This is a genomic window from Virgibacillus phasianinus, assembly GCF_002216775.1.
Lineage (GTDB): Bacteria > Bacillota > Bacilli > Bacillales > Amphibacillaceae > Virgibacillus_F > Virgibacillus_F phasianinus.
Genome location: NZ_CP022315.1, coordinates 2890631 through 2916820 on the forward strand (window position 1 = coordinate 2890631; position 26190 = coordinate 2916820).

The 26190-nt window shown below is 37.4% G+C and carries 24 protein-coding genes and 6 tRNA genes; 28 read left to right on the forward strand and 2 right to left on the reverse strand.

Annotation, left to right across the window (positions count from 1 at the left end):
- Window positions 1-81 precede the first annotated feature (81 nt).
- The 18 genes from CFK37_RS13860 (at window position 82) to CFK37_RS13945 (ending at window position 20573) form a co-directional block, all read left to right on the forward strand.
- On the forward strand, window positions 82-2214 hold the full coding sequence (locus CFK37_RS13860; RefSeq protein WP_089063666.1) for an HD family phosphohydrolase: 2133 nt from the start codon (window positions 82-84) through the stop codon (window positions 2212-2214).
- 1 nt (window position 2215) lies between these two features.
- On the forward strand, window positions 2216-2680 hold the full coding sequence (gene ybeY, locus CFK37_RS13865) for an rRNA maturation RNase YbeY (RefSeq protein WP_089062416.1): 465 nt from the start codon (window positions 2216-2218) through the stop codon (window positions 2678-2680).
- Window positions 2658-3041 (forward strand): diacylglycerol kinase family protein, encoded by a 384-nt coding sequence (locus tag CFK37_RS13870; protein ID WP_089062417.1) that lies wholly within the window; start codon window positions 2658-2660, stop codon window positions 3039-3041. The genes ybeY and CFK37_RS13870 overlap by 23 nt, the downstream gene beginning before the upstream one ends.
- Before the next feature lie 148 nt (window positions 3042-3189).
- The gene (gene era / locus CFK37_RS13875; RefSeq protein ID WP_089062418.1) at window positions 3190-4092 is read left to right on the forward strand and encodes a GTPase Era; all 903 of its coding nucleotides are present in this window, start codon (window positions 3190-3192) and stop codon (window positions 4090-4092) included.
- A 94-nt stretch (window positions 4093-4186) separates the two neighbouring features.
- Entirely contained in the window at window positions 4187-4333 is a 147-nt protein-coding gene (locus tag CFK37_RS13880) for a YqzL family protein (RefSeq protein WP_089062419.1), read from the forward strand.
- Between the two features lie 49 nt (window positions 4334-4382).
- A complete protein-coding gene (gene recO / locus CFK37_RS13885) occupies window positions 4383-5126 on the forward strand; it encodes a DNA repair protein RecO (protein ID WP_089062420.1) in 744 nt (247 codons plus the stop codon).
- A gap of 308 nt (window positions 5127-5434) precedes the next feature.
- Window positions 5435-6313 (forward strand): glycine--tRNA ligase subunit alpha, encoded by an 879-nt coding sequence (gene glyQ, locus CFK37_RS13890; RefSeq protein WP_089062421.1) that lies wholly within the window; start codon window positions 5435-5437, stop codon window positions 6311-6313.
- Window positions 6314-8401 (forward strand): glycine--tRNA ligase subunit beta, encoded by a 2088-nt coding sequence (glyS, locus tag CFK37_RS13895; protein ID WP_089062422.1) that lies wholly within the window; start codon window positions 6314-6316, stop codon window positions 8399-8401.
- A 93-nt stretch (window positions 8402-8494) separates the two neighbouring features.
- Window positions 8495-9124 carry a transcriptional regulator CcpN gene (gene ccpN / locus CFK37_RS13900; protein WP_089062423.1) on the forward strand — a complete coding sequence of 210 codons (630 nt, stop codon included), beginning with the start codon at window positions 8495-8497 and terminating at the stop codon, window positions 9122-9124.
- Between the two features lie 15 nt (window positions 9125-9139).
- Window positions 9140-9943, forward strand: coding sequence for a pyruvate, water dikinase regulatory protein (locus CFK37_RS13905; RefSeq protein WP_089062424.1), 804 nt, complete (start codon window positions 9140-9142; stop codon window positions 9941-9943).
- 765 nt (window positions 9944-10708) lie between these two features.
- Window positions 10709-12523 carry a DNA primase gene (gene dnaG / locus CFK37_RS13910; protein ID WP_089062425.1) on the forward strand — a complete coding sequence of 605 codons (1815 nt, stop codon included), beginning with the start codon at window positions 10709-10711 and terminating at the stop codon, window positions 12521-12523.
- A gap of 30 nt (window positions 12524-12553) precedes the next feature.
- Window positions 12554-13675, forward strand: coding sequence for an RNA polymerase sigma factor RpoD (gene rpoD / locus CFK37_RS13915; RefSeq protein WP_089062426.1), 1122 nt, complete (start codon window positions 12554-12556; stop codon window positions 13673-13675).
- Between the two features lie 275 nt (window positions 13676-13950).
- Window positions 13951-14325 (forward strand): cytochrome c550, encoded by a 375-nt coding sequence (gene cccA / locus CFK37_RS13920; RefSeq protein ID WP_089062427.1) that lies wholly within the window; start codon window positions 13951-13953, stop codon window positions 14323-14325.
- Between the two features lie 86 nt (window positions 14326-14411).
- Window positions 14412-15131, forward strand: a complete 720-nt coding sequence (locus tag CFK37_RS13925) for a tRNA (adenine(22)-N(1))-methyltransferase (RefSeq protein WP_089062428.1) — start codon at window positions 14412-14414, stop codon at window positions 15129-15131.
- On the forward strand, window positions 15106-16218 hold the full coding sequence (locus CFK37_RS13930) for a Nif3-like dinuclear metal center hexameric protein (protein ID WP_089062429.1): 1113 nt from the start codon (window positions 15106-15108) through the stop codon (window positions 16216-16218). The genes CFK37_RS13925 and CFK37_RS13930 overlap by 26 nt, the downstream gene beginning before the upstream one ends.
- Window positions 16219-16374: 156 nt before the next feature.
- The gene (locus tag CFK37_RS13935; RefSeq protein ID WP_089062430.1) at window positions 16375-17691 is read left to right on the forward strand and encodes a DEAD/DEAH box helicase; all 1317 of its coding nucleotides are present in this window, start codon (window positions 16375-16377) and stop codon (window positions 17689-17691) included.
- Window positions 17692-17710: 19 nt separating this feature from the next.
- Complete coding sequence (locus tag CFK37_RS13940) at window positions 17711-18604, forward strand: deoxyribonuclease IV (protein ID WP_089062431.1); 894 nt, start codon at window positions 17711-17713, stop codon at window positions 18602-18604.
- 277 nt (window positions 18605-18881) lie between these two features.
- Window positions 18882-20573, forward strand: a complete 1692-nt coding sequence (locus tag CFK37_RS13945; RefSeq protein WP_089062432.1) for an IS1182 family transposase — start codon at window positions 18882-18884, stop codon at window positions 20571-20573.
- A gap of 48 nt (window positions 20574-20621) precedes the next feature.
- Here the strand turns inward: CFK37_RS13945 and CFK37_RS13950 are convergent, their stop codons facing one another.
- Window positions 20622-20903, reverse strand: a complete 282-nt coding sequence (locus tag CFK37_RS13950; RefSeq protein ID WP_089062433.1) for a DUF2624 domain-containing protein — start codon at window positions 20901-20903, stop codon at window positions 20622-20624.
- 162 nt (window positions 20904-21065) lie between these two features.
- Between CFK37_RS13950 and CFK37_RS13955 the strand changes: the two genes are divergently transcribed.
- Window positions 21066-21470, forward strand: coding sequence for a DUF4190 domain-containing protein (locus CFK37_RS13955; protein ID WP_089062434.1), 405 nt, complete (start codon window positions 21066-21068; stop codon window positions 21468-21470).
- Between the two features lie 37 nt (window positions 21471-21507).
- On the opposite strand, the gene CFK37_RS13960 is transcribed toward CFK37_RS13955, so the two are convergent.
- Window positions 21508-21822: a hypothetical protein gene (locus tag CFK37_RS13960; protein WP_089062435.1), complete on the reverse strand. Its 315-nt coding sequence runs from the start codon at window positions 21820-21822 to the stop codon at window positions 21508-21510.
- Window positions 21823-21892: 70 nt separating this feature from the next.
- Here CFK37_RS13960 and CFK37_RS13965 point away from each other — a divergent pair, with 70 nt between their 5' ends.
- The 9 genes from CFK37_RS13965 to CFK37_RS14005 all read left to right on the forward strand — a co-directional run bounded on the left by CFK37_RS13965 (window position 21893) and on the right by CFK37_RS14005 (window position 26074).
- Window positions 21893-22528, forward strand: a complete 636-nt coding sequence (locus CFK37_RS13965; protein ID WP_089062436.1) for an NfeD family protein — start codon at window positions 21893-21895, stop codon at window positions 22526-22528.
- Between the two features lie 178 nt (window positions 22529-22706).
- The gene (locus CFK37_RS13970; protein WP_089062437.1) at window positions 22707-24332 is read left to right on the forward strand and encodes a Na/Pi cotransporter family protein; all 1626 of its coding nucleotides are present in this window, start codon (window positions 22707-22709) and stop codon (window positions 24330-24332) included.
- A gap of 337 nt (window positions 24333-24669) precedes the next feature.
- Window positions 24670-24744, forward strand: a tRNA-Asn gene (locus CFK37_RS13975).
- 3 nt (window positions 24745-24747) lie between these two features.
- A tRNA-Met gene (locus CFK37_RS13980) sits at window positions 24748-24824 on the forward strand.
- Window positions 24825-24874: 50 nt separating this feature from the next.
- Window positions 24875-24950: transfer RNA gene (locus tag CFK37_RS13985), tRNA-His, on the forward strand.
- Window positions 24951-24959: 9 nt separating this feature from the next.
- A tRNA-Ile gene (locus CFK37_RS13990) sits at window positions 24960-25036 on the forward strand.
- Between the two features lie 11 nt (window positions 25037-25047).
- Window positions 25048-25140: transfer RNA gene (locus CFK37_RS13995), tRNA-Ser, on the forward strand.
- A 13-nt stretch (window positions 25141-25153) separates the two neighbouring features.
- Window positions 25154-25226: transfer RNA gene (locus CFK37_RS14000), tRNA-Phe, on the forward strand.
- A gap of 236 nt (window positions 25227-25462) precedes the next feature.
- Window positions 25463-26074 (forward strand): superoxide dismutase, encoded by a 612-nt coding sequence (locus CFK37_RS14005; RefSeq protein ID WP_089062438.1) that lies wholly within the window; start codon window positions 25463-25465, stop codon window positions 26072-26074.
- The last annotated feature ends 116 nt before the right edge of the window (window positions 26075-26190 follow it).

A 26190-nucleotide genomic window follows, 5' to 3' on the forward strand; every position in this document is an offset into this window, starting at 1 on the left:
TCTTTACTTGAAGTATAAAATAAGCCCTGCTAACCATAATAATGGGGGCTTATTTCTACTATCTGAGGGGATTTGATGGTGATGCGCAACTTCATAAAGTCATTAAAAGCCATTAAAACAAAATGGATACCTATTATTACGCCCATGCTAATTCTCGGGGTATTATTTTTCCTCATGACCATAAACAATGTCCATACTAAAACGTACGATATTGAGCGATTTGCGAGTGCGAAAGAAACGATTCGCTCACCAATCACCATTGAGAATGAGCAGGAAACTGAAGCAAGGACCAGAGAAACTGTTCAGGCAGTGGATGATCATTATAATATATCAAAAGAAATTAATAAGGAACAGATTGATTACATAAATGAAATCTTTGATGCTATAGAAAAAATGGAGGATGAGAAGCCTGGGGGAGTACAGGAAGCAGAACAGGATGAAGGGACTATTATTTTAAGCAGTCAGGAAAAGGTACAGCATCTTAAACAAATCCTCTCACCTGAAATAGTAGACGCAATAGATGATGGTGTATTGCTGCGACTTGTAGAAGCATCTACCAGGGAACGTGAGAAAGGGAAAAAAATATTTATTGAATCTGTACAAGGGGTATTATCAAATGGTGTTCGGATGGAAAATGTCCATAGTGCAACAAATAAAGTTAAACAAGCACTGACATATTCTAAATTGGATACGGATGTAAGACAGGCACTGATTAGATTGAGCGAATTTGCCGTGGCTGAAAATTCTTTTTATGATGTTGAAAAAACACTGAACGCCCGGAAGGAAGCGGCAAATAATGTTGATCCAGTCATCATTCGGGCAGGGGAAATCATTGTTCGTGAAGGTCAAACCATTACCAATGAACTATACGAAGAATTAAAATTAGTTGGCCTTTTGAACAACGAAGGCAATATATATCCGGTCATTGGACTTGCGTTATTAATTTTATTAATAATTGGTGTAATCACCTTTGAGATGCTCCAATTAAAGAATGAAACAAATCCTGAAAACGGGAAAATTGCCTCGATATTGGTGATAAGTTTTATTGTAGTGCTGATGATGAAGGTTGTCAGTTTTTATGCAACACAGGTTAATCAATTGTTTTTTGTTGTTCCTGTTGCTACTGGTGTTCTGCTAATCAAACAATTGATACACGAACGCTTTGCAATCGTTCTTTCAGGTCTATATGCGATTCTGGGCTGTATTATTTTTAATGGAGAAATTCCGGGATCGTTAAATATGGAAGCTGGTGTCTATTTCTTTTTCTCGCAGCTTGCTGGAATTATTTTTTTAATGAACATTAAAGATCGCCAAGCTATTCTTAAAGCTGGAGTTGGTATGAGTATTGTGAATATATTAGCTGTACTATTATTTTTATTTCTATCCTTTGAGAAATATACCTTAAGTGATTTATTTGTACAAACAAGTCTTGGTTTCGCTTCAGCAATACTTTCTGTTGTGTTTACTATTGGATTGCTTCCATTTTTTGAAACTGGTTTAGGTATTTTGTCGGATAGTAAGTTATTAGCTCTTTCCAGCCCAAATCAGCCGCTTTTAAGAAAAATACTGACAGAATCGCCTGGAACCTATCATCATTCTGTTATGGTAGCTAATTTAAGCGAGACAGCATGTGATGCTATAGGTGCTAATGGCCTGCTAGCAAGAGTGGGGGCGTACTACCATGATATCGGCAAGACTGAGCGGCCGCAGTATTTTATTGAGAATCAATTATCAACCAGGAACCCGCACGATATGATGAAACCAAAACAAAGTGCTGAAATAATTATCCGCCATCCGTATGATGGTGCAGAAACATTAAAAAAACATAAATTTCCAAAAGAAATTATTGACATAGCAAAAGAGCATCATGGTACAACACTTCTTAAATATTTTTATTACAAGGAAAAAGAAACAAACAAACGAATAAGTGAAGAAGTGTTCCGTTACCCTGGACCGAAGCCACAAACAAAGGAAGCCGCAATCGTATGTATCTGTGATTCAGTGGAAGCGGCAGTCCGCTCTTTACAGGAACCAACTGAAGAAAAGATAGAGGAAATCGTATCGTCCATTATCAATGATCGATTAATGGATGGGCAATTAAACGATGCACCGTTAACCCTGCATGAGCTAAAAGAGATTCATAAAACGGTATGCGAAGCGTTGAAAGGAATTTTTCATTCCAGAATTTCATATCCAACAAAGGAGGCTAAATAGGATGTACATTGATTTCCACGATAAAACAAATAAGGTGACAAGTGATTACATTGATATGCTGCAGCGATTGCTAATTCTTGCGGCGGAAAGGGAAGGAATAACCCAGGAGGCAGAGGTGTCTGTCAGTTTTGTAACGAATAAAGAAATTCAAGAGCTTAATCGTAATTACCGGGGGAAGGATAATCCAACTGACGTTATATCATTTGCTCTTCAGGAAACAATGGAAGATGAATTAAACATAATAGGGGAAGACATGCCATTAATACTTGGTGACATAGTTATATCCATTGAGCGCACGATTGAGCAGGCTGAAGATTATAATCATACGTTTGAACGTGAATTAGGATTTTTAACGGTCCATGGTTTTCTGCATCTGCTGGGGTATGATCATATGAATGAAGACGACAAAAAAGAAATGTTTCAAAAACAAGAGGAAATATTAAATGCGTTTGAACTTAAAAGATAAGAATCGAAAAAAGTCTGTTGGCTTTTCTTATGCCTGGAACGGTATTGTGGAAATGTGCAAAAGCGAACGCAATTTTCGTTTGCATTTACTTGCAACGTTCCTAGTTGTGATCGCGGGCATATTGTTGTGTCTTTCCAAGATTGAATGGATGATTCTAATCGTGGTAATCGGAATGGTACTTGTAGCCGAGACAACGAATACCGCGGTAGAAAAGCTTATTGATTTTTTACGGCCTGATATTCATCCCATGGCCAAGATAATTAAGGATATTGCAGCGGGCTCGGTATTAATAGCTGCTATCATGGCATTTATTATTGGGTGTATATTATTTATTCCAAAACTATATCACATCTTTATTTGAAGACTTGTTCTAGTAAAAGGGCAAGTTTTTTATGTCTAAATTTGCGACATGCTATTTTCTTTTCAGTTGTTTTGTCGAATGCGTGAAAGTCGATAGTTTTTATAGTATTATAAATGTACACAAAGAAAAATAGGCTTCGGAGGTAAACATGAACAATTCATTTAAATCAGGATTTGTTGCAATTATTGGCCGTCCAAATGTTGGTAAGTCAACATTTATGAATCGAGTAATCGGACAGAAAATAGCCATTATGAGCGATAAACCACAAACAACCAGAAATAAAATACAAGGTGTGCTGACAGACAAAGAATCACAACTCGTATTTATTGATACACCAGGAATTCATAAACCGAAACATCGTCTCGGCGACTTTATGGTTAAGATAGCCGAGAACACACTCAATGAGGTGGATGCTATTCTGTTTATGATTAATGCAAAGGAAGGGTATGGAAAAGGGGATCAATACATTTTAGACCGGCTTCAGGAAGTTAAGCGACCAGTATACTTAATCATTAATAAAATAGACTTAATACATCCTGATGAGTTGTTTCCATTAATTGAAAACTATAAAGATAAATATAAATTTGAAGAGGTTATTCCGATTTCAGCATTACAGGGGAACAATGTAACGCATTTATTGGATGTGTTAAAAGAAAAACTGCCGGAAGGCCCCAGGTATTATCCTGAGGATCAAGTGACAGACCATCCCGAACGATTTATTATTGGTGAATTAATACGAGAAAAGGTTCTACAACTAACACATGAGGAAATACCTCATTCGATTGCAGTGGTTATTGAGAATATTGAAAAGCGGGAATCTAACGCGATATTCATTCAAGCAACAGTTATTACCGAACGGAAAACACAAAAGGGAATTTTGATTGGCAAACAGGGAAATATGTTGAAAAACATTGGTAAAAATGCCCGGAAAGACATTGAATCTTTACTTGGAACTAAAGTATATCTGGAACTGTGGGTCAAGGTACAGAAGGACTGGCGGAACAAACAATCACAGCTTAAAGAGTATGGATTTCGCAGTGATGAATATTAAACATGGTAAAATTTATATCTCATGCTTTATGAATGTTTGGTCAAACTAAGAGTAGTACTTAATCAAACATATTAAAAGAAAGGTGGGGTTTCTTGTGATCGACTTAACCTGGAGATTATTTAGTCATACAGGAAACATTGAAACCTATTTATTATGGAAAGAGCTGGAAAATGATTCAAGTATAAAGACCTCCGAGAAAAATGAAGATAAAGTGAATGATGAGCTAAATACGAAAATGTAATAGATAGGTTCAGGCAAAAGGTATTTTAGAAAGTAAAGGTGAGACTTGTGTGCTTGAGAAAATAGAGGGTATTGTTATCAAAACACAGGATTATGGTGAAACACATAAGATTATAACCATTTTCAGTAAAAAAATAGGCAAGTTCTCTGCGCTGGCCAGAGGTGCGAAGAAAACGAAAAGCAGAATGGCTGCGGTAACGCAGCCATTCATCCATGGGGAATTTTTTGTATATATAAATAAAGGATTAAGTACAATCCAGCAGGGAGAAGTTATACACTCAAATCGGGCCATCCGTGAAGATATCATCAAGACAGCATTTACCGCCTATATTGTTGAACTGACGGATAAGCTAATGGAATCAGGTGAACCTGATTACTTTATTTATGATCAACTAATGCAGACAATTTCCTGGATTTCGGAACATGAATTTGCTGAAATTCCAATCATGATGTATGAGCTTAAATTGTATAAAAAAGGCGGATTCGTACCTACAGTAGACAAATGTGTCAATTGTAATCGATACGTGGATCTGCGAAGTTTTTCTATAGCAGAAGGTGGTTTGTTATGCAGTCAGTGTACATCAATTGATCCAAGCGCGATTTCTTTGCCCCAATCAGTTGCAAAACTCTTACGTATATTCCTTGAAGTAGGGATTGAACAGGTTGGCACGATAAAGATGAAAGAACGTAATATACAATTGCTAAGGAATTTATTAGATGCGTATTATGACCAATATGGTGGTTATTTCCTAAAATCGAAAAGATTCTTAAAGCAAATGGATCAGCTCAAATAGTATGGTTGACAAACAATAGGGGAATAGCTTATTATTTGTACATATTAATTTACGTTATGCTATGAAGGAGAAAAGTACCGTTTGAATTCCGTCAGAAAAGCGAGCCTGGGATAGTGAAAGCTGGGTGATAGGACAATCGGGAAAGGAGCTCCTAAGCTTATCAATTAAAGTGGCTCTTCTGACGGAGAGCAAATAGGGTGGAACCGCGGATATAAAGTCCGTCCCTATGTCTAGATTATTAGGCATAGGGACGGACTTTTTTGTACTATCTGCAAATAAAAATTGTAAGGCAGGAAAGGGAGATTAACATGAACATTCAACAGATGATTTTGACGTTGCAGTCGTATTGGTCGAGTCAAAATTGTATATTAATGCAGGCATATGATGTCGAAAAAGGTGCTGGAACCATGTCACCAATGACGCTGCTCCGAAGTTTAGGACCTGAGCCGTGGAACGTCGCCTATGTTGAACCATCAAGAAGGCCGGCGGACGGGCGGTATGGCAAGAACCCAAATCGCCTGTATCAGCACCATCAGTTTCAGGTAATTATGAAACCTTCTCCAGATAATATTCAGGAATTGTATTTAGATTCGTTAAAAGCACTTGGGATAGACCCGTTGGAACATGATATACGTTTTGTGGAAGACAACTGGGAAAACCCAACTTTAGGTGCAGCAGGCTTAGGCTGGGAAGTTTGGCTGGATGGCATGGAAATAACCCAGTTTACTTATTTTCAGCAAATTGGCGGATTGGAAGCTAATCCCGTTACTGTTGAATTGACTTATGGTTTAGAACGGCTGGCATCCTATATTCAAAACAAAGACAATGTGTTTGAACTGGAATGGACTGCAGGTGTTACCGTTCATGATATCTTTTTCCAGCCAGAATATGAACATTCTACCTATACATTTGAGGAATCAAATACAGATATGTTATTTAATTTGTTTGCAATGTATGAAAAGGAAGCAAAAACAGTCATGGAAAAAGGTCTGGTTTTCCCCGCATATGACTATGTATTGAAATGTTCCCATACATTTAATCTGCTGGATGCCAAGGGAGTAATCTCCGTAACTGAACGGACGGGCTATATCGCAAGAATCAGAAATCTCGCAAGGAAGATTGCAAAAACATATGTGAAAGAACGTGAAAAGCTTGGTTTCCCGATGCTTGAAAAGGAGGAAAGGTAAATGACGAAGGATGCATTATTTGAAATTGGATTAGAAGAATTACCCGCAAGATTTATTGATGATGCGGAAGCCCAATTAAAATATAAAACAGAACAATGGCTGCACGAGCTGCGGCTTTCCTATCAAGCTGTAGAATCATTTTCAACTCCCAGGCGTTTAGCTGTCCTTATTAAAGGATTAGATGAATCACAAAAAACGATTGAGGAAGAAGCAAAGGGGCCTGCATTAAAAATTGCCCAGGATGAAAACGGGAATTGGACAAAAGCAGCAATTGGCTTTACCAAGGGACAAGGAAAGTCAATTGATGATATTTATACAAAAGATATAAATGGCACTACATATATCTTCGTGCAAAAGCGGATTGAAGGAAAGACCACTTATGATTTACTTACATCCTTTGGTACCATTATTGAATCTATTCAGTTTCAAAAAAACATGCGCTGGGCAGAGCAATCAATGCGTTACGCACGTCCAATTCGCTGGCTTTTGGCTCTTTATGGTGAAAAGGTAGTGCCATTTGAGGTAGCGCAGGTGAAAACAGGAAATCAAACTTTTGGTCATCGTTTCCTAGGTAGCTCGATTACAATTCAGAGAGCAGATGCATATCAAAATGAATTAAAAAACAGTTTTGTGATTGCTGATTCCAAAGAACGTGAAGATATGATTTTATCGCAAATTAATGCATTGGAAGCGGAAAAGGGATTTAACGTCATTGTTGATGATGAGCTGCTGCAAGAAGTTCGAAACCTTGTGGAATACCCAACAGTATTTGCTGGGTCGTTTGAAAACTCATTTTTACAGCTACCAAAGGAAGTATTGATTACTTCGATGAAGGTACACCAACGATATTTTCCCGTTGAATCATCGGCAGGTGAATTATTAGCCACATTTATTGGGGTACGGAATGGAATTAAGGATCATATCGAACAAGTAGTTAAAGGGAACGAAAAGGTTATTCATGCACGCCTTTCTGATGCGGAGTTTTTCTTTGAAGAGGATAAGAAACATTCAATTGACTTTTATCAGGATAAACTAAAACGTGTTGTCTTCCAGGAAAAGCTCGGAACGATTACTGATAAGGTTAACAGGGTCGTTGCTATTTCTTCACAAATAGCTGAATTATTACAAGTAGACCGCGATGAAAAAAAACGTTCTATTCGTACTGCAGAAGTGTGTAAGTTTGATTTAGCAACAAATATGGTAAATGAGTTTACAAATCTGCAGGGTGTGATTGGTGAGAAATATGCACTATACAACAAGGAGAATGCTAAGGTAGCAACTGCAATACGCGAACATTATTTGCCGCTGCATTCGGATGATCCAATTCCAAATACAGTAGAAGGAGCAATTGTTAGTGTTGCGGATAAGCTTGATACCATCGTTGGGTGCATTTCAATCGGTCTTATTCCAACGGGTTCACAGGATCCCTATGGCTTGCGTCGTCAGGCGGTTGGCATATTGAGAATCCTTGATGAAAAGAAATGGAATATTGCGCTTGAAGATTTATTAAACATTACAAGGGATATCTATCGAACGCTTGAAATTGAACAAAATGAAGAAACTGTCATTACGAAAGACATTACAGACTTTTTCCGTCTCCGGGCAAACCACGTGATGAAATTGAATAATGTTGAAGCGGATATTATTGATGCAGTAATTAAGCAGCGAATAGGTGTGTTTCACTATACAATTGAAAAGGCTAAAGTACTCGCCGCTAAAAGAAATGATGATACATTCAAAAGTGTAAATGAATCGTTGATCCGGGTTCTGAATTTATCCAAAAAGGGCACGAGGGAAACGGATATTGATCAAGCGTATTTTGGAACGGAATCCGAAGCATCCCTATATCGTCATTATCAGGAAATTACACCGAAGTTTATGGAGGCGAACCAAAACTATGATGCAGTGGAAGCGATGAACTATCTAGCAACATTGGCTACACCAATTCATGATTTTTTTGAAAATAATATGGTGATGACGGATGACATGCAAATTCGTACTAATCGTATGACATTATTGAAAAAAATTTCCGATTTAGTTAATCAGTACGCAGACCTTACCATGATAGAGTGGAAACAACAGTTTTAAATTAGCCTAAAGATGTACCACTTTTGTTTATACCATAAATAGTCTATAATATTTAGAAATAGTATGACACAATAGGTCTAGGTGGTGAGGAAAGTGGATTTATCTAGCAGGCAGGAAAAAATAATCGAGATTGTGAAAGAAAACGGTCCAATTACGGGTGAGAACATCGCCCAGAATTTAGATTTAACAAGAGCAACTTTAAGGCCTGATTTAGCCATATTGACGATGGCGGGCTTTCTAGATGCCCGTCCTCGTGTAGGTTATTTTTTCACTGGTAAAACAGGATCCGAATTGTTAACAGAAAAGGTAAAAAAGTTTAAAGTACGTGAATTTCAATCTATTCCAATCGTAGTAAATGAGAGTGCTTCAGTGTATGATGCGATTTCAACTATGTTTTTAGAAGATGTCGGGACATTATTTGTAGTGGATAAAAATACGTGTTTGACAGGCGTATTATCACGTAAGGATTTATTGCGTGCCAGTATTGGTAATCAGGATTTAACGAATGTTCCTGTACATATAATCATGACACGAATGCCTAACATAACAATCTGTAAAAAAGATGATTTACTTATTGATGCAGCCAATAAATTAATTAATAAGCAGATTGACGGGATTCCTGTAGTGAAAGAATCTGAATTTGGAAATGAAATTGTTGGACGGATTACCAAAACCACAATCACAAAAGCTTTTGTTGAATTGATTAAAGATGACAATTTTTAGGGGGAGGGAAATAGAATGGGGAAAAAACCACTCGTATACGTTCTATCAGACTCAGTAGGAGAAACCGCCGAATTAGTTATTAAGGCTGGGCTAAGTCAGTTCAACGGTGGAGAATATAAAATCGAACGTATACCATATGTAGAAGATAAAGTAATTATTGATGAAACATTACAATTAGCAAAAGAAAAGGATGCAATTATCGGATTTACTCTTGTTGATCCGGAATTACGTAAATACTTAAATACAGAGGCAAAAAAAATAAAAATTGAAGCAATTGATATTATGGGGCCAATGATGAAATCAATGGAACGTGTATTTGAAACATCACCACGTCTGGAGGCTGGATTAGTCCATCAATTGGATGAAGATTATTTTAAACGGGTCGAAGCAATTGAATTCGCTGTAAAATATGATGATGGACGTGATCCAAGAGGAATTTCCCGGGCAGATATTATCCTGATTGGTGTTTCCAGAACTTCAAAGACACCATTATCACAATATTTGGCGCACAAGCGCTTGAAAGTAGCCAATGTTCCATTAGTCCCAGAAGTGGAACCGCCAGAGGAATTATTTGAGGTGAACCGGGAAAAATGCATAGGACTAAAAATTACCGCTGATAAGCTAAACGAAATCAGGAAAGAAAGGCTGAAAGCACTTGGTCTTGGAGATAAAGCAACCTATGCGAATATGGATAGAATTAACCAGGAGCTTGCCTTCTTCAATAAAATAGTTGGTAAAATTGGTTGTGAAACGATAGATGTTTCGAATAAAGCTGTGGAGGAAACAGCAAATAGTATTATGCAAATGATTAAGAAATAGAAGACGAACAGTCCTTAACCTAATTGGGTCTGGCTTCCTATTAAACCGCCGCGTCCCGGTGATACAGTTGTTCAGGTATCACCGGGTAACAGGCAATTTAGGAGGTTTGACCTTTTGTTTCACTTTAAGAAATTATAATCTTTATCAGTATAAGATATGCAAAAGTCTAGGCCCTTCGCCATTAGTTTTTGGCGATAAGCCAAGATTTTCTAATGAGAAAAGATGCGTCTGTTTTATATAGAATTATCTAACATAAATTTTAATACTAGTAATATAGTGAAATATGATTTATAATAAATATTTGTGTTAAATAACTTTTCATATATGTTTTATTAATCATGTGCTGACCTGAAAAAATATTTACATTCAGGAAGGATTTCATTCAGTTGTGTAGAATTAATAGTGCATGGTGTTTCGCTTTTTTAGCACTTTAAGAAAGTATCAATCTTTATCAGTATAAAGTATAAAAAAATCTAAGGCTTTCGCCATTAGTTCTTGGCGACAAGCCAAGATTTTCTAATTTTATTCTAAATAAAGGAGGTTTAGTAATAACTCCATGAGGAATAATAGTGTGAAACGGTGTAAATTCGGATAAACCGTGATGAAAGGTATACACAATTTTTTATTAATCATAATTGTTAATTTAAAGCTCCTTCTAAGTCAGAATCAAGATAGAAGGAAATTTTTTTTCGGTTTTAGAAAAATCTTGTCGAATTTTGCAGGGTTTTGGTCATGGTATCTAGAATATAAAACATGGTGGTAAATATGCCAAATCAAATTCCAGAGGAAACAATAGAAGAAGTCAGAAAAGCAAATGATATTGTTGACGTTATTGGCGAATATGTTCAGCTTAAAAAACAAGGGAAAAACTATTTCGGGTTATGTCCTTTTCACGGCGAAAAAACCCCTTCATTTTCAGTCACACAGGAAAAACAAATTTTTCATTGCTTTGGCTGTGGAAAAGGCGGAAATGTAGTGACATTTATTATGGAAATGGAGAAATTTTCATTTTTTGAAGCAATGGAGCATTTGGCTTCACGTAGTGGCATAACCTTACCAGAAACCGTTAAAGCTGAAGGAGGATCGCTTTCAGAAGAAAATCAAAGCATCCTGACAGCATACGAATGGTTGACAAAACTGTACCATCACTTACTTCGATTTACTAAGGATGGTAAAGAAGGGTTCAACTATTTTAAACAGCGGGGAATTTCGGAAGAAACAATTGATTTGTTCCAGTTAGGATTTGCGCCAAATGATACTAGTTTTACTGCCGAGTTCCTAAAGAAAAAAGGATTTCACGAGCAAGTACTTGTGAAAGCAGGTTTATTATCGCTTCAGAATGACAATAACATAACAGACAGGTTTCGGGGCCGTGTGATGTTTCCAATTCGGAATCATCTCGGCAAAACGATCGCTTTTGGTGGCAGAATCATATCTAATGGTGAACCAAAATACCTGAACAGTTCAGAGAGTGAATTGTTCCAAAAAGGTAAGCTATTATATAACTTCGATTTGGCAAAGAAACATATCCGAAATGCGGGCGAGGCTGTATTATTTGAAGGATATATGGATGTCATATCTGCCTTTCAGGCTGGTGTGAAAAACGCAATAGCTACTCTGGGTACATCCCTGACACTAAATCAGGCAAAGCTGTTAAAACGTTATGTTGATACAGTAACTATTTGTTATGACGGGGATAACGCCGGTATTGAAGCAACTTTCAAGGCTTCATCAATTCTTAAGGAAACGGGATGTAAGGTGAAAGTTGCCAGATTGAAGGATGGTATGGATCCAGATGACTATATCAACGCGTATGGTACGGAATCATTTCAAAATGATGTGATAAAAGCAAGTGAAACGTATATATCTTTTTATATGCGATATATTAAAAGAAGTTATAACTTAAGTCTTGAAGATGATCGTTTTAACTATATCGATACCATTCTTAAAGAGCTGGCAATGATTGATAATTCAATTGAACGGGAATATTACTTAGGAGAGCTAAGTAAAGAATTCGATATTTCGGTTGACTCCCTAAAAGAAGAAATGCGCTTTTATCGTAAAGATAAGGTACAGAATAAGGATAAGAGTGAAGGTAACAGATATACTAATAACACAAATAACCATTATCAAACGAAAAAGTTACTGCCAGCATTTCTGAATGCGGAGAAACAGCTAATTGCATATATGTTGAAAGATAGAGCGATTACTGATAAAGTGCAGGAGGAAATAGGTGCGGCATTCAATATCGATGCGCATAAAATTATTGCAACACATCTATATGCATTTTATGAAGAAGACCATCCTGCTGACGTTAGTAATTTTATTGAGAAACTAACGGATCAGGATATTAAAAATCTGGTTATTGAAATTGCAATGATTCACACGGATGAAAATATCAGTGATAAAGAAATTAATGACTATCTTAGAATCATTCGTGCTGAGACTAATGATATTGCTACTATTAAAACATTAAAGCAAGAACAAAAGCTTGCTGAACAACAACAGGATTCGGTGAAATCGTTGGAAATTGGGATGCGAATTATTGCAATTCAGAAGCAGCTGAAAAATTCAAAGTGATATAAATGGAGTATGGAAGGAGGGGGACTCATGGCCGAAAATATGCCTTCACAAACAAAGAATAATGAAAATGAATTAACCCTTGAACAAACGAAGGATCAATTGCTTGAAATGGGTAAAAAACGCGGCACATTGGCATATGAAGAAGTCGCTGATCGCTTATCTCATTTTGAGATCGAGTCAGATCAAATGGACGAATTTTATGAGTACCTGGGCGAACAAGGTGTAGAAGTAATCGGTGAATCCGAAGATGATCCGAATATGCAACAAATTTCAAAGGAAGAAACCTTCGATCTGAACGATTTGAGTGTTCCGCTTGGAATCAAAATAAATGATCCCGTCCGGATGTATTTAAAAGAAATAGGTCGTGTTGACCTATTATCTGCTTCAGATGAAATTGATCTTGCAACACGTATTGAAAAAGGTGATGAGGAAGCTAAACGCCGTCTTGCGGAAGCTAACTTACGCTTGGTTGTAAGTATTGCCAAACGATATGTTGGACGAGGTATGTTGTTTTTAGACCTTATTCAGGAAGGTAACATGGGCCTTATTAAAGCTGTAGAGAAGTTTGATTATCGCAAGGGCTTTAAGTTCAGTACCTATGCAACATGGTGGATACGTCAGGCAATTACCCGTGCTATTGCAGACCAGGCAAGAACAATTCGGATTCCAGTACACATGGTTGAAACGATTAATAAGTTAATCAGGGTTCAACGTCAATTACTTCAGGATTTGGGCCGAGAGCCAACACCAGAAGAAATTGGTGAGGAAATGGAATTAACACCTGACAAGGTCCGGGGAATCCTCAAAATTGCCCAGGAGCCAGTATCACTTGAAACACCTATTGGTGAAGAAGATGACTCTCATTTAGGTGATTTCATTGAAGATCAAGAGGCAATATCACCCTCTGATCACGCTGCATATGAGCTGCTGAAAGAACAACTTGAAGATGTACTTGATACGTTAACTGACCGTGAAGAAAATGTTTTACGACTAAGGTTTGGACTTGATGACGGAAGGACAAGGACGTTAGAAGAGGTAGGAAAAGTATTCGGTGTAACGAGAGAACGAATCCGTCAAATCGAAGCAAAAGCGCTCCGTAAACTTCGCCATCCTAGTAGAAGTAAAAGGTTGAAGGATTTTCTCGAATAAATTTGGTATCAGTCATTGACACGGGTTCGTGATCAATGGCTGTTCATCTTGTTTTTTAACTATCTTTAACTATCTTTAGCAATACATAGGAAGTACAACTATGGTTTAAAATAGGCATAAATGGAGAAGCATCCTTTATCGTCTAGTAAAATTGGTATATTATTATTTTTCTATAATTAGTCACACTTTTGCCCTTTAAACTAAATCGTTTTTAAAGTAAACTATATATAGTTATGTTTAAGTTACATTAAGAGATTACATAAGGAGGAAACGCAATGAAGAAAAACCCAGTTATCCCCTTCGCACTTATTGCAGTAATAGGGATTTTATTGGTGATCGTAATATCAGTTGTTGGCCTTGATCAACAGGCAACGATTGAAAAGGCAGAAGAAGGTGGCGGAGAAAAGCAGGAAAAAGCGGAAGCATCAACCGATGATCCAGCAGCAATTTTCCAAAATAATTGTATCTCCTGTCATGGTGCTGACTTAACGGGTGGAGTAGGACCGGATTTAACAAAAGTAGGCGCAAGATATAATAAAAAAGAAATTAAAAATATTATTTTAAATGGTAAAGGTTCTGTAATGCCTGCAGGATTGGTAAAAGAACCGCAAGCGGAGGCCTTAGCAGAATGGCTTTCAAAAAAGAAATAATAAATAAATAAGATAATAATTAACCAACCAGAAAGCTTTCTGATCTATGCAGAAAGCTTTCTTTTCGATTAAAAGGAAGGTGAACTATGATTCAACCTATAACTATTTCAGACCGATTAAAGCGAGTGGCCTCCTATTTACCAGCAGGATCGCATTTTGCTGATATTGGGTCAGATCATGCATACCTCCCATGTTTTGTTTGTCAACATGACGAAAAAGCAAAAGCTATAGCTGGGGAGGTAGTTGAAGGTCCATATAAAAGCGCAAGAGCTACTGTTAAAGTCTACCAATTACATGATGTCATTGATGTTCGGCTCGGTGATGGATTGTCAATTATTGAAAAGGATGAAGTGAAACAAATTGTTATTGCGGGGATGGGTGGTAAGCTTATAACATCGATATTGCAGCAAGGAAATGATAAGCTTGAAAGTGTTGAGCGGTTAATTATACAGCCAAATGTTGATGCAAAGGCTGTTCGTAATTGGACCTATCACCATGGTTATAAAATTGTCCAAGAGGAAATAGTAGAAGAAAATGGTCATTTTTATGAAATTATTGTTGCTGATAAAGGGGAAACAAATCGAAAGTTATCTGAACAAGAGATTATGTTTGGACCACTGTTATTGGCAAATAAATCATCCGCCTTCTATCATAAATGGAAGAGTGAACAAAGAAAAATACAATTTGTCATGAATCAGTTAGAACTGGCCAGTGTACCACAAACTGAAAAATTAGCTAGGTTTAATAATGAACTATCCTGGGTTAAGGAGGTTTTGCAAGATGAAGGAGATAATTACAAATCGTGATGTATTTCATGAAATGGAGAAGTGGACCCCACGTGATCTTGCCTATGATTGGGATAATGTAGGGCTGCAGCTCGGATCATTTACAAGGGAAGTTAAAAAGGTGATGATTACCTTGGATGTGCTAGATACTGTAGTAGATGAAGCTATAGAGAATGAAGTGGATCTAATTATTGCACATCATCCATTATTATTTAAATCGGTAAAACAAATAAATACTGATGAAGTCAAAGGAAAGATAATCGAAAAATTAATAAAACACGATATAACTGTTTATGCAGCACATACCAATCTTGATATTGCAAATGGCGGGGTTAACGACATGCTTTGTGATGCAATTGGTATGAAACAAACAGACTTATTAATGGAAGCAAAAAGTGAAAGACTTTATAAATTGGCTGTTTACGTCCCAAGCACACACGTGGATATTGTAAGAGAAGCACTTGGTGACAGTGGAGCTGGTTATATTGGTAACTATAGTCATTGTACTTTTCAGACGGCTGGAACAGGTGCGTTTAAACCTTTAGAGGGTACAGACCCATTTATCGGTAAAAAAGGTGATGTAGCAAAGGTAGATGAAGCAAAATTAGAAACAATTGTTACAGAACAGGGTTTATCAGATGTATTGCAGCAAATGAAAAATGCTCATCCCTATGAAGAGGCTGCATATGACATTTTCCCTTTACGTAATGAAGGAGAAAAATTGGGGATTGGACGAATTGGTGAACTGGATGAGGAAATGACGTTACAAATGTTGAGTGAACATATAAAACAAGCATTGGAAGTCCCGCGCGTCCGTGTAACAGGAGATTTACAACAAAAAGTTAAACGAGTTGCCGTACTTGGAGGGAGTGGGGCAGATTATATTGATGAGGTAAAGGAGAAAGGTGCGGATGTTTACCTAACAGGTGACATGTCTTTTCACCATGCCCAAGATGCTTGGCAAATGGGGCTGTCCATTATAGATCCAGGGCATCATGTCGAAAAAGTTATGAAACAATCCACGAAACGGTATTTGGAAAATATATTTACCAAGAAGCTTGAGGTGATAGTATCAAAGACCAATACAGAGCCCTTTCAATTTATATAAAGAATGTCGATTTATAATGCATGGATAAGGAATGTGTTTTATAATGAAACTAAGGAAATTTAGCGAAATTTAGGGCAGTAGTAGTTGCTCAGTGAATGAATTTTGCATTCACGGGGTTTTAAAAAGTGTGCTTGAAGCACCTAAAGGAGTATTTAAATGGAAAAGATTAATTTTAAAAAGTTTGCGTTTCATACTTTTATGATAGATGTTGTCGATAAACTGCAATTTAGTGAGCCAACCGATATTCAGGCGAAAGTTATACCGGCAATCCTAAGCGGAAAAAGTGTCATTGGACAATCTCATACAGGTTCAGGGAAAACACACGCGTATTTATTACCGCTTGTTAATAAAATAGAGGAGGACAAGCAATCTGTTCAATTCGTTATTACAGCACCAACACGTGAATTAGCTATGCAAATTCATGATGAGGTAAAAAAAATTATTCATTTCGCCGGGAAAGAACAGAAATGGACTTCAAAGCTCCTTGTTGGTGGTACGGATAAGCAGAAAATGACCGAGAAACTAAAAAAGCCACCGCATATTGTCGTAGGGACGCCTGGGCGTATATTAGATTTAGTAAAAGAAGAGGCTATTTCTATTTATTCCGCCACATCCTTCGTTATTGACGAAGCAGATTTGATGCTGGATCTCGGATTCATTAATGAAGTAGACCAATTGTTAGTGAGGTCGAATAAAGAGGTACAATTGCTTGTGTTTTCAGCGACAATTCCACAGCGACTGGAACACTTTTTTAGAAAATATTTAGAAAACCCTTTACATGTGAAAATAGATGATCAACTATCACCGGAAACCATGGAACATTGGTTAATTGATATGAAACATCGGGAAGCTGCTGATGTGATCGCAAATATTTCTAAAGTAATTAATCCTTATCTGGCAATTATTTTTACGAATGGCAAGGAAAAAGCGAACGAATTAGCAGAAAGTTTATTGGCAAAAGGTATAGAGACAGGATTAATACATGGAGGTCTCTCGCCCCGTGAACGAAAACGTGCGTTGAAAGATATCCAAAATTTACGTTATCAATATATTGTCGCAACTGATTTAGCATCTAGAGGGATTGATATTAAGGGTGTAAGTCATGTAATCAATGCACAACTTCCAAAAGAGGAAGATTTTTATGTCCATCGGGTGGGTCGAACTGCTCGTGCCGGCATGGAGGGGACGGCTATTAGTCTTTACGATGATAGTGACATTAAAATCATTCGTAAATTAGAACAAAAGGGATTGGATTTCACATTTTTTGATGTTAAAAATGATGAATGGATTGAGATGAAATCCTGGAATGAACGGAATTTACGTTTAAAAACAGAAGCTGATGTAGATAGAGAGGCTTGGAAGCGTGTTAAGAAATCAAAAAAGGTAAAACCTGGCTATAAGAAAAAAATGAAAAAACAACAAGAATCGATTAAAAAAAGATTAAATAAAAGTCCAAAGTATAAAAAGAAATAAAAAAAACGGGGTGTTTGATATGGTGAAAATTGGATCGCATGTTTCAATGAGTGGAAAAAAAATGCTGTTAGGATCGAGTGAAGAAGCGGTTTCATATGGGGCAAATGTATTTATGATTTATACTGGTGCACCTCAAAATACGAGAAGAAAAGCGATTGAAGAACTAAACATTGAGGCGGGCACAGCTCATATGAAAGAAAATGGTATAGAGGAAATTGTTGTTCATGCACCATATATTATTAATATTGGCAACACAACAAAACCAGCAACGTTTCAACTTGGTGTTGACTTCCTTCGCAGTGAGATTGAGCGGACCGAGGCGCTAGGCGCAAAACAAATTGTGCTGCACCCTGGCTCCCATGTTGGTGCTGGTGCGGACGAAGGAATTCAAAAGATTGTGGAAGGCTTAAATGAAGTGCTTGATAAGGATCAGAACGTCCAGATCGCGCTTGAAACAATGGCTGGAAAAGGGACAGAAATTGGGCGTACTTTCGATGAACTGGCCAAGATTTTTGATGGTGTGCAGTTAAACGAAAAGCTGTCAGTTTGCATGGATACCTGTCACATTCATGATGCGGGGTATGATGTTGTAACTGATTTCGATGGTGTCCTTAATCAATTTGATAAAATAATTGGCTTGGACCGTTTAAAAGTAATACACGTCAACGATAGTAAAAACGTTCGTGAAGCACATAAGGACCGACATGAAAATATAGGATTTGGGTATCTAGGATTTGAAGCACTTCATAAGGTTGTCCATCATCCACAATTGCACGAATTACCCAAGATACTTGAAACACCATACGTTGGAGAAGATAAGAAAAATAAAAAGCCCCCATACAAATTTGAAATTAGTATGCTGAAAGACGGCACATTTGATGAGGAATTAAAAGAAAAGATTATTAAGCAATAAGAATCGAATGGAAGCACGCATATATTTTGCGTGCTTCCTTTTTTTAAGAAGAAAATATAAAAGAAAACCTGTCTAGTGTGAGCGCACTGAACTTATTAAAATAATGATTGAATCCCATATGAGGCTGGGACAAAACCCAGTAAATAAAAAAGCGTGGCACTCACCGTTCAGGTGACATACCACGCTTTTTTTATATAATCGTTTATTTTTACTAAACAAAAAGAATCCCCTTTGATAGAATTAAAGTAACCACACAATAATTATCGGAGGGATTCTTATGTTTAAAAATTATAACATAAATCAAGTGGTGTTGCCTTTAGATTTAGAAATAAAATTGGACAAAAATGATATTGCCTATGCAGTAAATGATGTTGTAACACAGATTCCGGAGGAAGCATTCGCTGCCTTTTCCCGTGAAACTGGATGTCCAGCCTATCACCCACAAATGATGATGAAAATTATCTTATGTGCCTACACGCAGTCGGTTTTTTCTGGAAGAAAAATGGAAGGGTTACTTAAAGATAGTGTGCGTATGATGTGGTTAGCGCAAGGTTATGAACCAAGTTATCGTACAATCAATCGTTTTCGTGTGCATCCAGAGGTGAAAGAACTACTGCGTCAATGTTTTGTGCAATTCCGTTGTCAGCTAGTGGAAGAAAAACAAATTGATGAAGAAGCGATTTTTATTGATGGAACCAAGATTGAAGCGAATGCCAATAAATTTACGTTTGTATGGCGGAAATCGGTTGAAAGGTACAGTGCTAATTTGGTGGAAAAATCCAACCAAATGTATGATGAATTATTGGAGAAAGAAATTCTTCCGGAAATCGAACGGGAAAGCCTGGAGGAACTGTCCACGAAAGAACTCGAAAAAGTAGTGGAGCAGCTGGATGGCAAGGTAGAAGCGTATGACAAGAAAATAGAAGCGAGTGAAGACGTAAGCGCACGTAAAAAACTACGGTCTGACCGTAAAGCACCGAAACAATACCGCAAACAATTCAAGGATTATTTGGCGCGAAAACAGAAATACCAAAAAGACATGGAGATCTTCGGAGAACGCAATAGTTATTCGAAGACGGATCATGATGCCACTTTTATGCGAATGAAAGATGATTATATGAAGAACGGCCAGCTGAAAGCTGGGTATAATGTGCAGGCTGCAACCGAAGGACAATATGTGCTCGCTTATGATGTATTCCCAAATCCGACAGATACTCGCACCTTCATTCCATTTCTGGATAACATAGAAAATAATTACTTTAAGCTGCCAAAGCACATCGTGGCTGACGCAGGATATGGTAGTGAACAAAACTACGAAGATGTCATCGAGAATCGAAAACGCACACCGCTGATTACCTATAACCAGTATCGAAAAGAGAAGAAAAAGAAGCATAAGAATAACGCTTTCCATACAGCCAATTGGGAATATAATAATGAAGACGATACGTTTACCTGTCCAAATGGAAAACAATTAATGTTCAGCCACATGTCCAATCGAACAGATAAATACGGACTAACACGATCGTTTAAAGTTTATGAGTCTGAGGACTGTTCAGGTTGTCCATTGCGTTCCCAATGCACCAAAGCGAAGGAAGGAAATAATCGAAGAATTTATTACAACGAAAAATGGGAACAACAAAAAGAATACATTAAGCAACTGCTTTCGGAAGAGAAAACTGGTGAAATTTACGGCAATCGTAAAATCGATGTGGAGCCAGTCTTTGGATTTCTGAAGGCTAATTTGTGCTTCACTCGTATGTCTGTACGAGGTAAAGAGAAAGTAGAAAGTGAAATAGGATTTGCATTCATGGCGGTAAACTTGAGGAAGTACACCGCCATGAAGACAAAACAACCACTAGATAATCAAGACAATCCAACGAAAAATGGTTCTGATCATCAAAAACCGATGATCAGAACCATTTTTAAGTTATTTTTGGCTAGTTATGTCCCAGCCTCTTCCTTTTTTTAAGAAGAAAATATAAAAGAAAACCTGTCTAGTGTGAGCGCACTGAACTTATTAAAATAATGATTGAATCCCATATGACCGGACCATTTCTCCAAATAATTTTTGCGCTTTCTTCGTTGTTTGCATGTCGGTCATTCTTGCCAGCTCCTTAAAAAAAGCAACGCGATCTGATTCACTGAATGGATCAAACGGATGGTTTTTCACGTAATTCGTTATCTGTTTTGCTTCACTCCTTGTAAGAGAAAAACCATATTGTTTACTGTAGTGAAGTAATTCCTCGGGTGAAATTTGTTTTATTTTTTTAGTGATTAGATCTTTCATTACGTTTGACATGTTTTGGCTCCTTTTTTATCATACTGCTGGTTTAGTGTATGTGGAAATTTATTAATTGTTAACAAGTATGATTTGAAGCATTACCAATAACTTACACCATTATTAACTGCTTAAATCCATAAACTAAGTCACACCTCATTTAAAGAAGGCGAGGGAATATATATGGATCAATTTGATAATGGCCGAAAAGACCCTGATCTTAATGATGAGGCAGAGGATCATGACATCAATAAAGTCAACTTGTATGGGAGTACTCCTGTTCCAACGGATATTGCAAATAACCGCGATGAAGAAACAGCACAAGAATTGACTGCAGATGATTATAATGATCGTGCAGAACAACGTGATGATTCGGACGTCGGATCGCATGTAAATAGTGCGGTGGGTTGGGTTGCACTGATTTTATCAATCGCTTCCTTTTTCTTCATGCCGATTATTCTTGGCGGAGCAGGGATTATTGTTGGCTTTATTGCGAAGAGCAGAGATGCAGATACGCTTGGAAATACCGCTATTATAGCCGGTGCTGCTTCGATTATCATTACACTTTTTGTTCTTCCGTATTTATAGAAAATAGGAGGCTGGCTCTTAAGTCATCCTCCTATTTTTAATCTTTTTGATACACAGGAAAATAATAATAATTGTATGCTTTCAATTGATAAGGTTTAACTTGTGGATTCAACTTTTTGAAGTCTGAAATAATTTTCTCCACATCGAGTGAATTGATTTTATTGTACGTTTCCACAATTGATAGCACCGTTTGACCCGGTAACACCTTCACCTGAACATATTTATCTCCGTCTACTACTTCACCTTTATTTTCCTTATCAATTGTTATAGATCCTGATGTCATATCATTATAAATACTGGCACACAGTAAAATTACTGTTATTAAAATTAGTGATTTTTTGAAAAAATTCATATAACTGCTCCTTTTTATGAAACTAAGTATCCTTATATCCCGTATAATATATTAAGTAGGAGGGGTGTAGATGGATATCTTTTCTTCAGTCTGGATTGGTTTCGTTATTACCTTTTTAGGAACGTTGTTTATTCTTGGAGAAGTCTGGGTAAATATGCGAGGCGTTTTTGGTCTTTTGGGAATCGGATTTATAACCGTGTATTTTTCAGTATACTTAGCTACGGGCTCGTTTATTATTATGCTTATTATTTATTTTGTCGGATTATTACTCATTATTCTGGATGGCAAGGTAGTAAACGACGGTACTTTAGCCACATTAGGTTTGGGATGTATGCTTGCTTCAGTAGCAATAAGTGCTCCATCGCTTGAGGCCGGGCTGTACGCAGTAATTGGTGTATTGGTTGGTGGATTCTCTTCCTTATTGTTTTTAAAGGTATTTAAACATCGGGATTTGTGGACGAAAGTTACCTTAAAAGACCGATTAACAAAAGAAGCAGGGTATAATTCACTGAACAAGGAATATGGAGAACTGCTGTTTCAAAAAGGTATTGCTTTAAATAATTTGCGGCCTGTTGGAACTATTCGAATAAATAATAAAGATTACAGTGCAGTTTCCAATGGCCAATGGATTGTCAAGGATACTCCAGTTGAAGTTGTCGAGGTAGATGGTACAAAAATACTTGTTGAAAAAATTTCATCCGAATAAACTCATGTTTACATACATGGGTTTTTTTTTGAAAAAAATAGCAAGATCAGTTTAATTATGTAGTTTGTAAATTTAATGTTAAGTTTTCCAATAGTTCCTTTACAAAGCAGGTTAATTCATTTAATAATTGATACGTAATACGACAAAATTCAACAAGATTGAAGGGATGGAGTACTCATTGGATATAGATATTCAAAAGCTGATTTTTGAGTTCCTCGGGGGTTTAGGAATTTTTCTACTTGGTATTAAGTTTATGGGAGATGGATTACAAAAAACAGCCGGGGATCGCTTAAGAGACATATTAGACAGATTTACCAGCAATCCATTTCTCGGCGTTTTGGCTGGGATGATCGTTACTATTTTAATTCAAAGCAGTTCGGGGACTACTGTACTGACAGTTGGCCTCGTTAATGCGGGCTTTATGACGTTAAGACAAGCAATTGGCGTCATCATGGGAGCCAACATCGGTACAACGGTTACAGCTTTTATAATTGGTGTTGATCTAGGTGAGTATTCATTACCTATTATTGCCGTTGGTTGTTTCATGATCTTTTTCTTTAATAACCAAAAAATAACCGCAATCGGCCAAACTATTTTTGGTTTTGGTGCATTATTTTTCGGACTTGATCTAATGAGCAGTGGCATGCATCCGCTTCGGTCATTAGATGCCTTTCATGAACTGACTGTTAACATGAGTTCCAACCCGATACTTGGCGTTGTCATCGGTACGTTATTTACCGTAATTGTGCAAAGCTCAAGTGCAACAATTGGAATTTTGCAGGGACTATTTTCAGAAGGTGCAATCGATTTAAAAGCGGCAGTTCCAGTCTTATTTGGTGATAATATTGGGACGACCATTACAGCGGTTCTGGCATCGCTAGGCGCAAGTGTAGCGGCTAGAAGAGCAGCATATACACACGTTATCTTCAATCTGGTAGGAACAACCATTTTCTTAATTTTTCTTGGCTGGTTTACGCAATATGTTGTGTTCCTGCAGGATCAATTAAACTTAAATCCGGAAATGACGCTGGCTTTTGCGCATGGAAGTTTCAACCTTGCTAATACAATTATCCAATTTCCTTTTATAGGAGCACTGGCGTGGATTGTAACGAAAATTATCCCGGGAGAAGATGTTACAATAGAGTATAAGCCAAAGCATTTAGATCCCATCTTTATTCAACAATCTTCCACGCTTGCTTTAGACCAGGCGAAAGCCGAGATAATTCGCATGGGTGAATATGCTGCACAAGGACTTGAAGAAACTAATCAATATCTACTCACCCATCAGCAAAAACATTCCGAAACAGCTATGCAGATTGAAGGGGCCCTAAACAATCTGGATCGAAAAATTACTGATTACCTGGTGGATATTTCAGCTGAATCATTGTCAGAATTCGAAAGTGCAAAACATACCGCGTTAATGGATTCTGTACGTGATATCGAACGGATTGGTGATCATTTTGAAAATATTATTGAGCTAATCGATTATAAAATATCAAATAAAGTAGACTTAACAGAAAAGGCTCAGGAAGACTTAAATAACATGTTTGACTTAACAATTTTAACTGTTAAACAAGCAGTACAAGCACTCAATGCTATGGATCGTGAAGAAGCTCTTGCAGTAGTCCAAAAGGAAGATGAAATTGACAAGATGGAGCGCAGCTATCGTAAAAAGCACATTATCCGCATGAATGAGGGATTATGCACGGGGTCTGCGGGGATTGTGTTTGTGGACATTATCAGCAATTTAGAACGTATAGGTGACCATTCCGTAAATATAGCGGAAGAAGTTCTGGGAGAATGAAGTAAAACAGATTAAAGAGATTAACGGCTATTTATTATTAGAAACGTTAGTCTCTTTTTCTTTCTAAAACGTTCTTTTTATAGGTACCTGTATTTATCCAGTGTAAAAACTTTTGATAAAAAATTAAAATTTAAATTGAAAAATGAAGATGAAAGTGCTATAGTTATTAATGTTGTTCGAAAGGGAGCAAATAAATACTTTTAAAAAGTTTGTATGAAATATATTGACAGATTATCCCGTACATGATAAATTATATTTCGTCGCTTGTTAATTCTTTACATACGAAACATGAAGGACAAGCAAGATTGTACGACTAAGATTCGCTTTATTAGATTATTCCACAGTAGCTCAGTGGTAGAGCTATCGGCTGTTAACCGATCGGTCGTAGGTTCGAATCCTACCTGTGGAGCCATTTGGCGGTGTAGCTCAGCTGGCGAGAGCGTACGGTTCATACCCGTGAGGTCGGGGGTTCGATCCCCTCCGCCGCTACCATTGATAAACTTATTGTGAAACAGAATACATAAACACATGTCCTTTTTATGGCGGTCGTGGCGAAGTGGTTAACGCACCGGATTGTGGCTCCGGCACTCGTGGGTTCGATCCCCACCGGTCGCCCCATAAAATTAAGGACCCTTAGCTCAGCTGGTTAGAGCTATCGGCTCATAACCGATCGGTCGCAGGTTCGAATCCTGCAGGGTCCACCATTTTACTTTACGGAGGAATACCCAAGTCTGGCTGAAGGGATCGGTCTTGAAAACCGACAGGGGTGTCAAAGCCCGCGGGGGTTCGAATCCCTCTTCCTCCTCCATACATACTATAATGGCTCAGTAGCTCAGTCGGTAGAGCAAAGGACTGAAAATCCTTGTGTCGGCGGTTCGATTCCGTCCTGAGCCATCACATTCACAGATTGTCCCGAATTTAATCGGCAATCTGATTTTTTATTGTAAAAGAATTTCAAAATGAGGTTTCAAGGATAATCATACGTGAAATAGTAATTGAGGATGCTTTGATAGGTTAATTGTAAAAATATGCATATAAGTTGCATGTCACTCAAAGCTCTGATAATCTTGCTATAAAAGGTTGAATTTTCAATCCTTTTACTAACATAACTATTGAGGAGGAAATTAGTAATGGCTAAATTTGAATTACCAGAACTACCTTACGCGTACGATGCTTTAGAACCAACAATTGATAAAGAAACGATGAACATTCATCATACAAAGCATCACAATACTTATGTAACAAAATTAAATGGTGCTTTGGAAGGGCATTCTGATCTACAAGATAAATCATTGAATGATTTAGTTGCAAGTTTGGATTCAGTACCACAAGATATCCGTACGGCTGTCCGTAACAATGGTGGTGGACATGCGAATCATAGTTTATTCTGGAAAGTTCTTTCACCTAACGGCGGTGGCGAACCATCCGGCGAACTAGCTGATAAAATTAACGGTACTTTTGGCAGCTTCGACAAGTTTAAAGAACAATTTGAAAATGCTGCAAAAACACGTTTTGGATCAGGTTGGGCTTGGTTAGTCGTTAACAATGGTGAACTTGAAGTAATCAGCACTCCTAACCAGGATAACCCATTGATGGAAGGTAAGACTCCTGTTTTAGGTCTAGATGTTTGGGAGCATGCTTACTACCTTAAATATCAAAACAAACGTCCTGAATACGTTTCTGCATTTTGGAATGTAGTTAACTGGGATGAAGTTACGAAGAATTATAACGAAGCTAAGTAATTATATATCTTGAAGAAACGCAGGCTAATCCCTGCGTTTTTTTCTTGCACAATTTAAAACTGGTGGTATATCTGTCCCCTAATTGTTCAAACTATAAAAGAACGCAGGAGGGGACA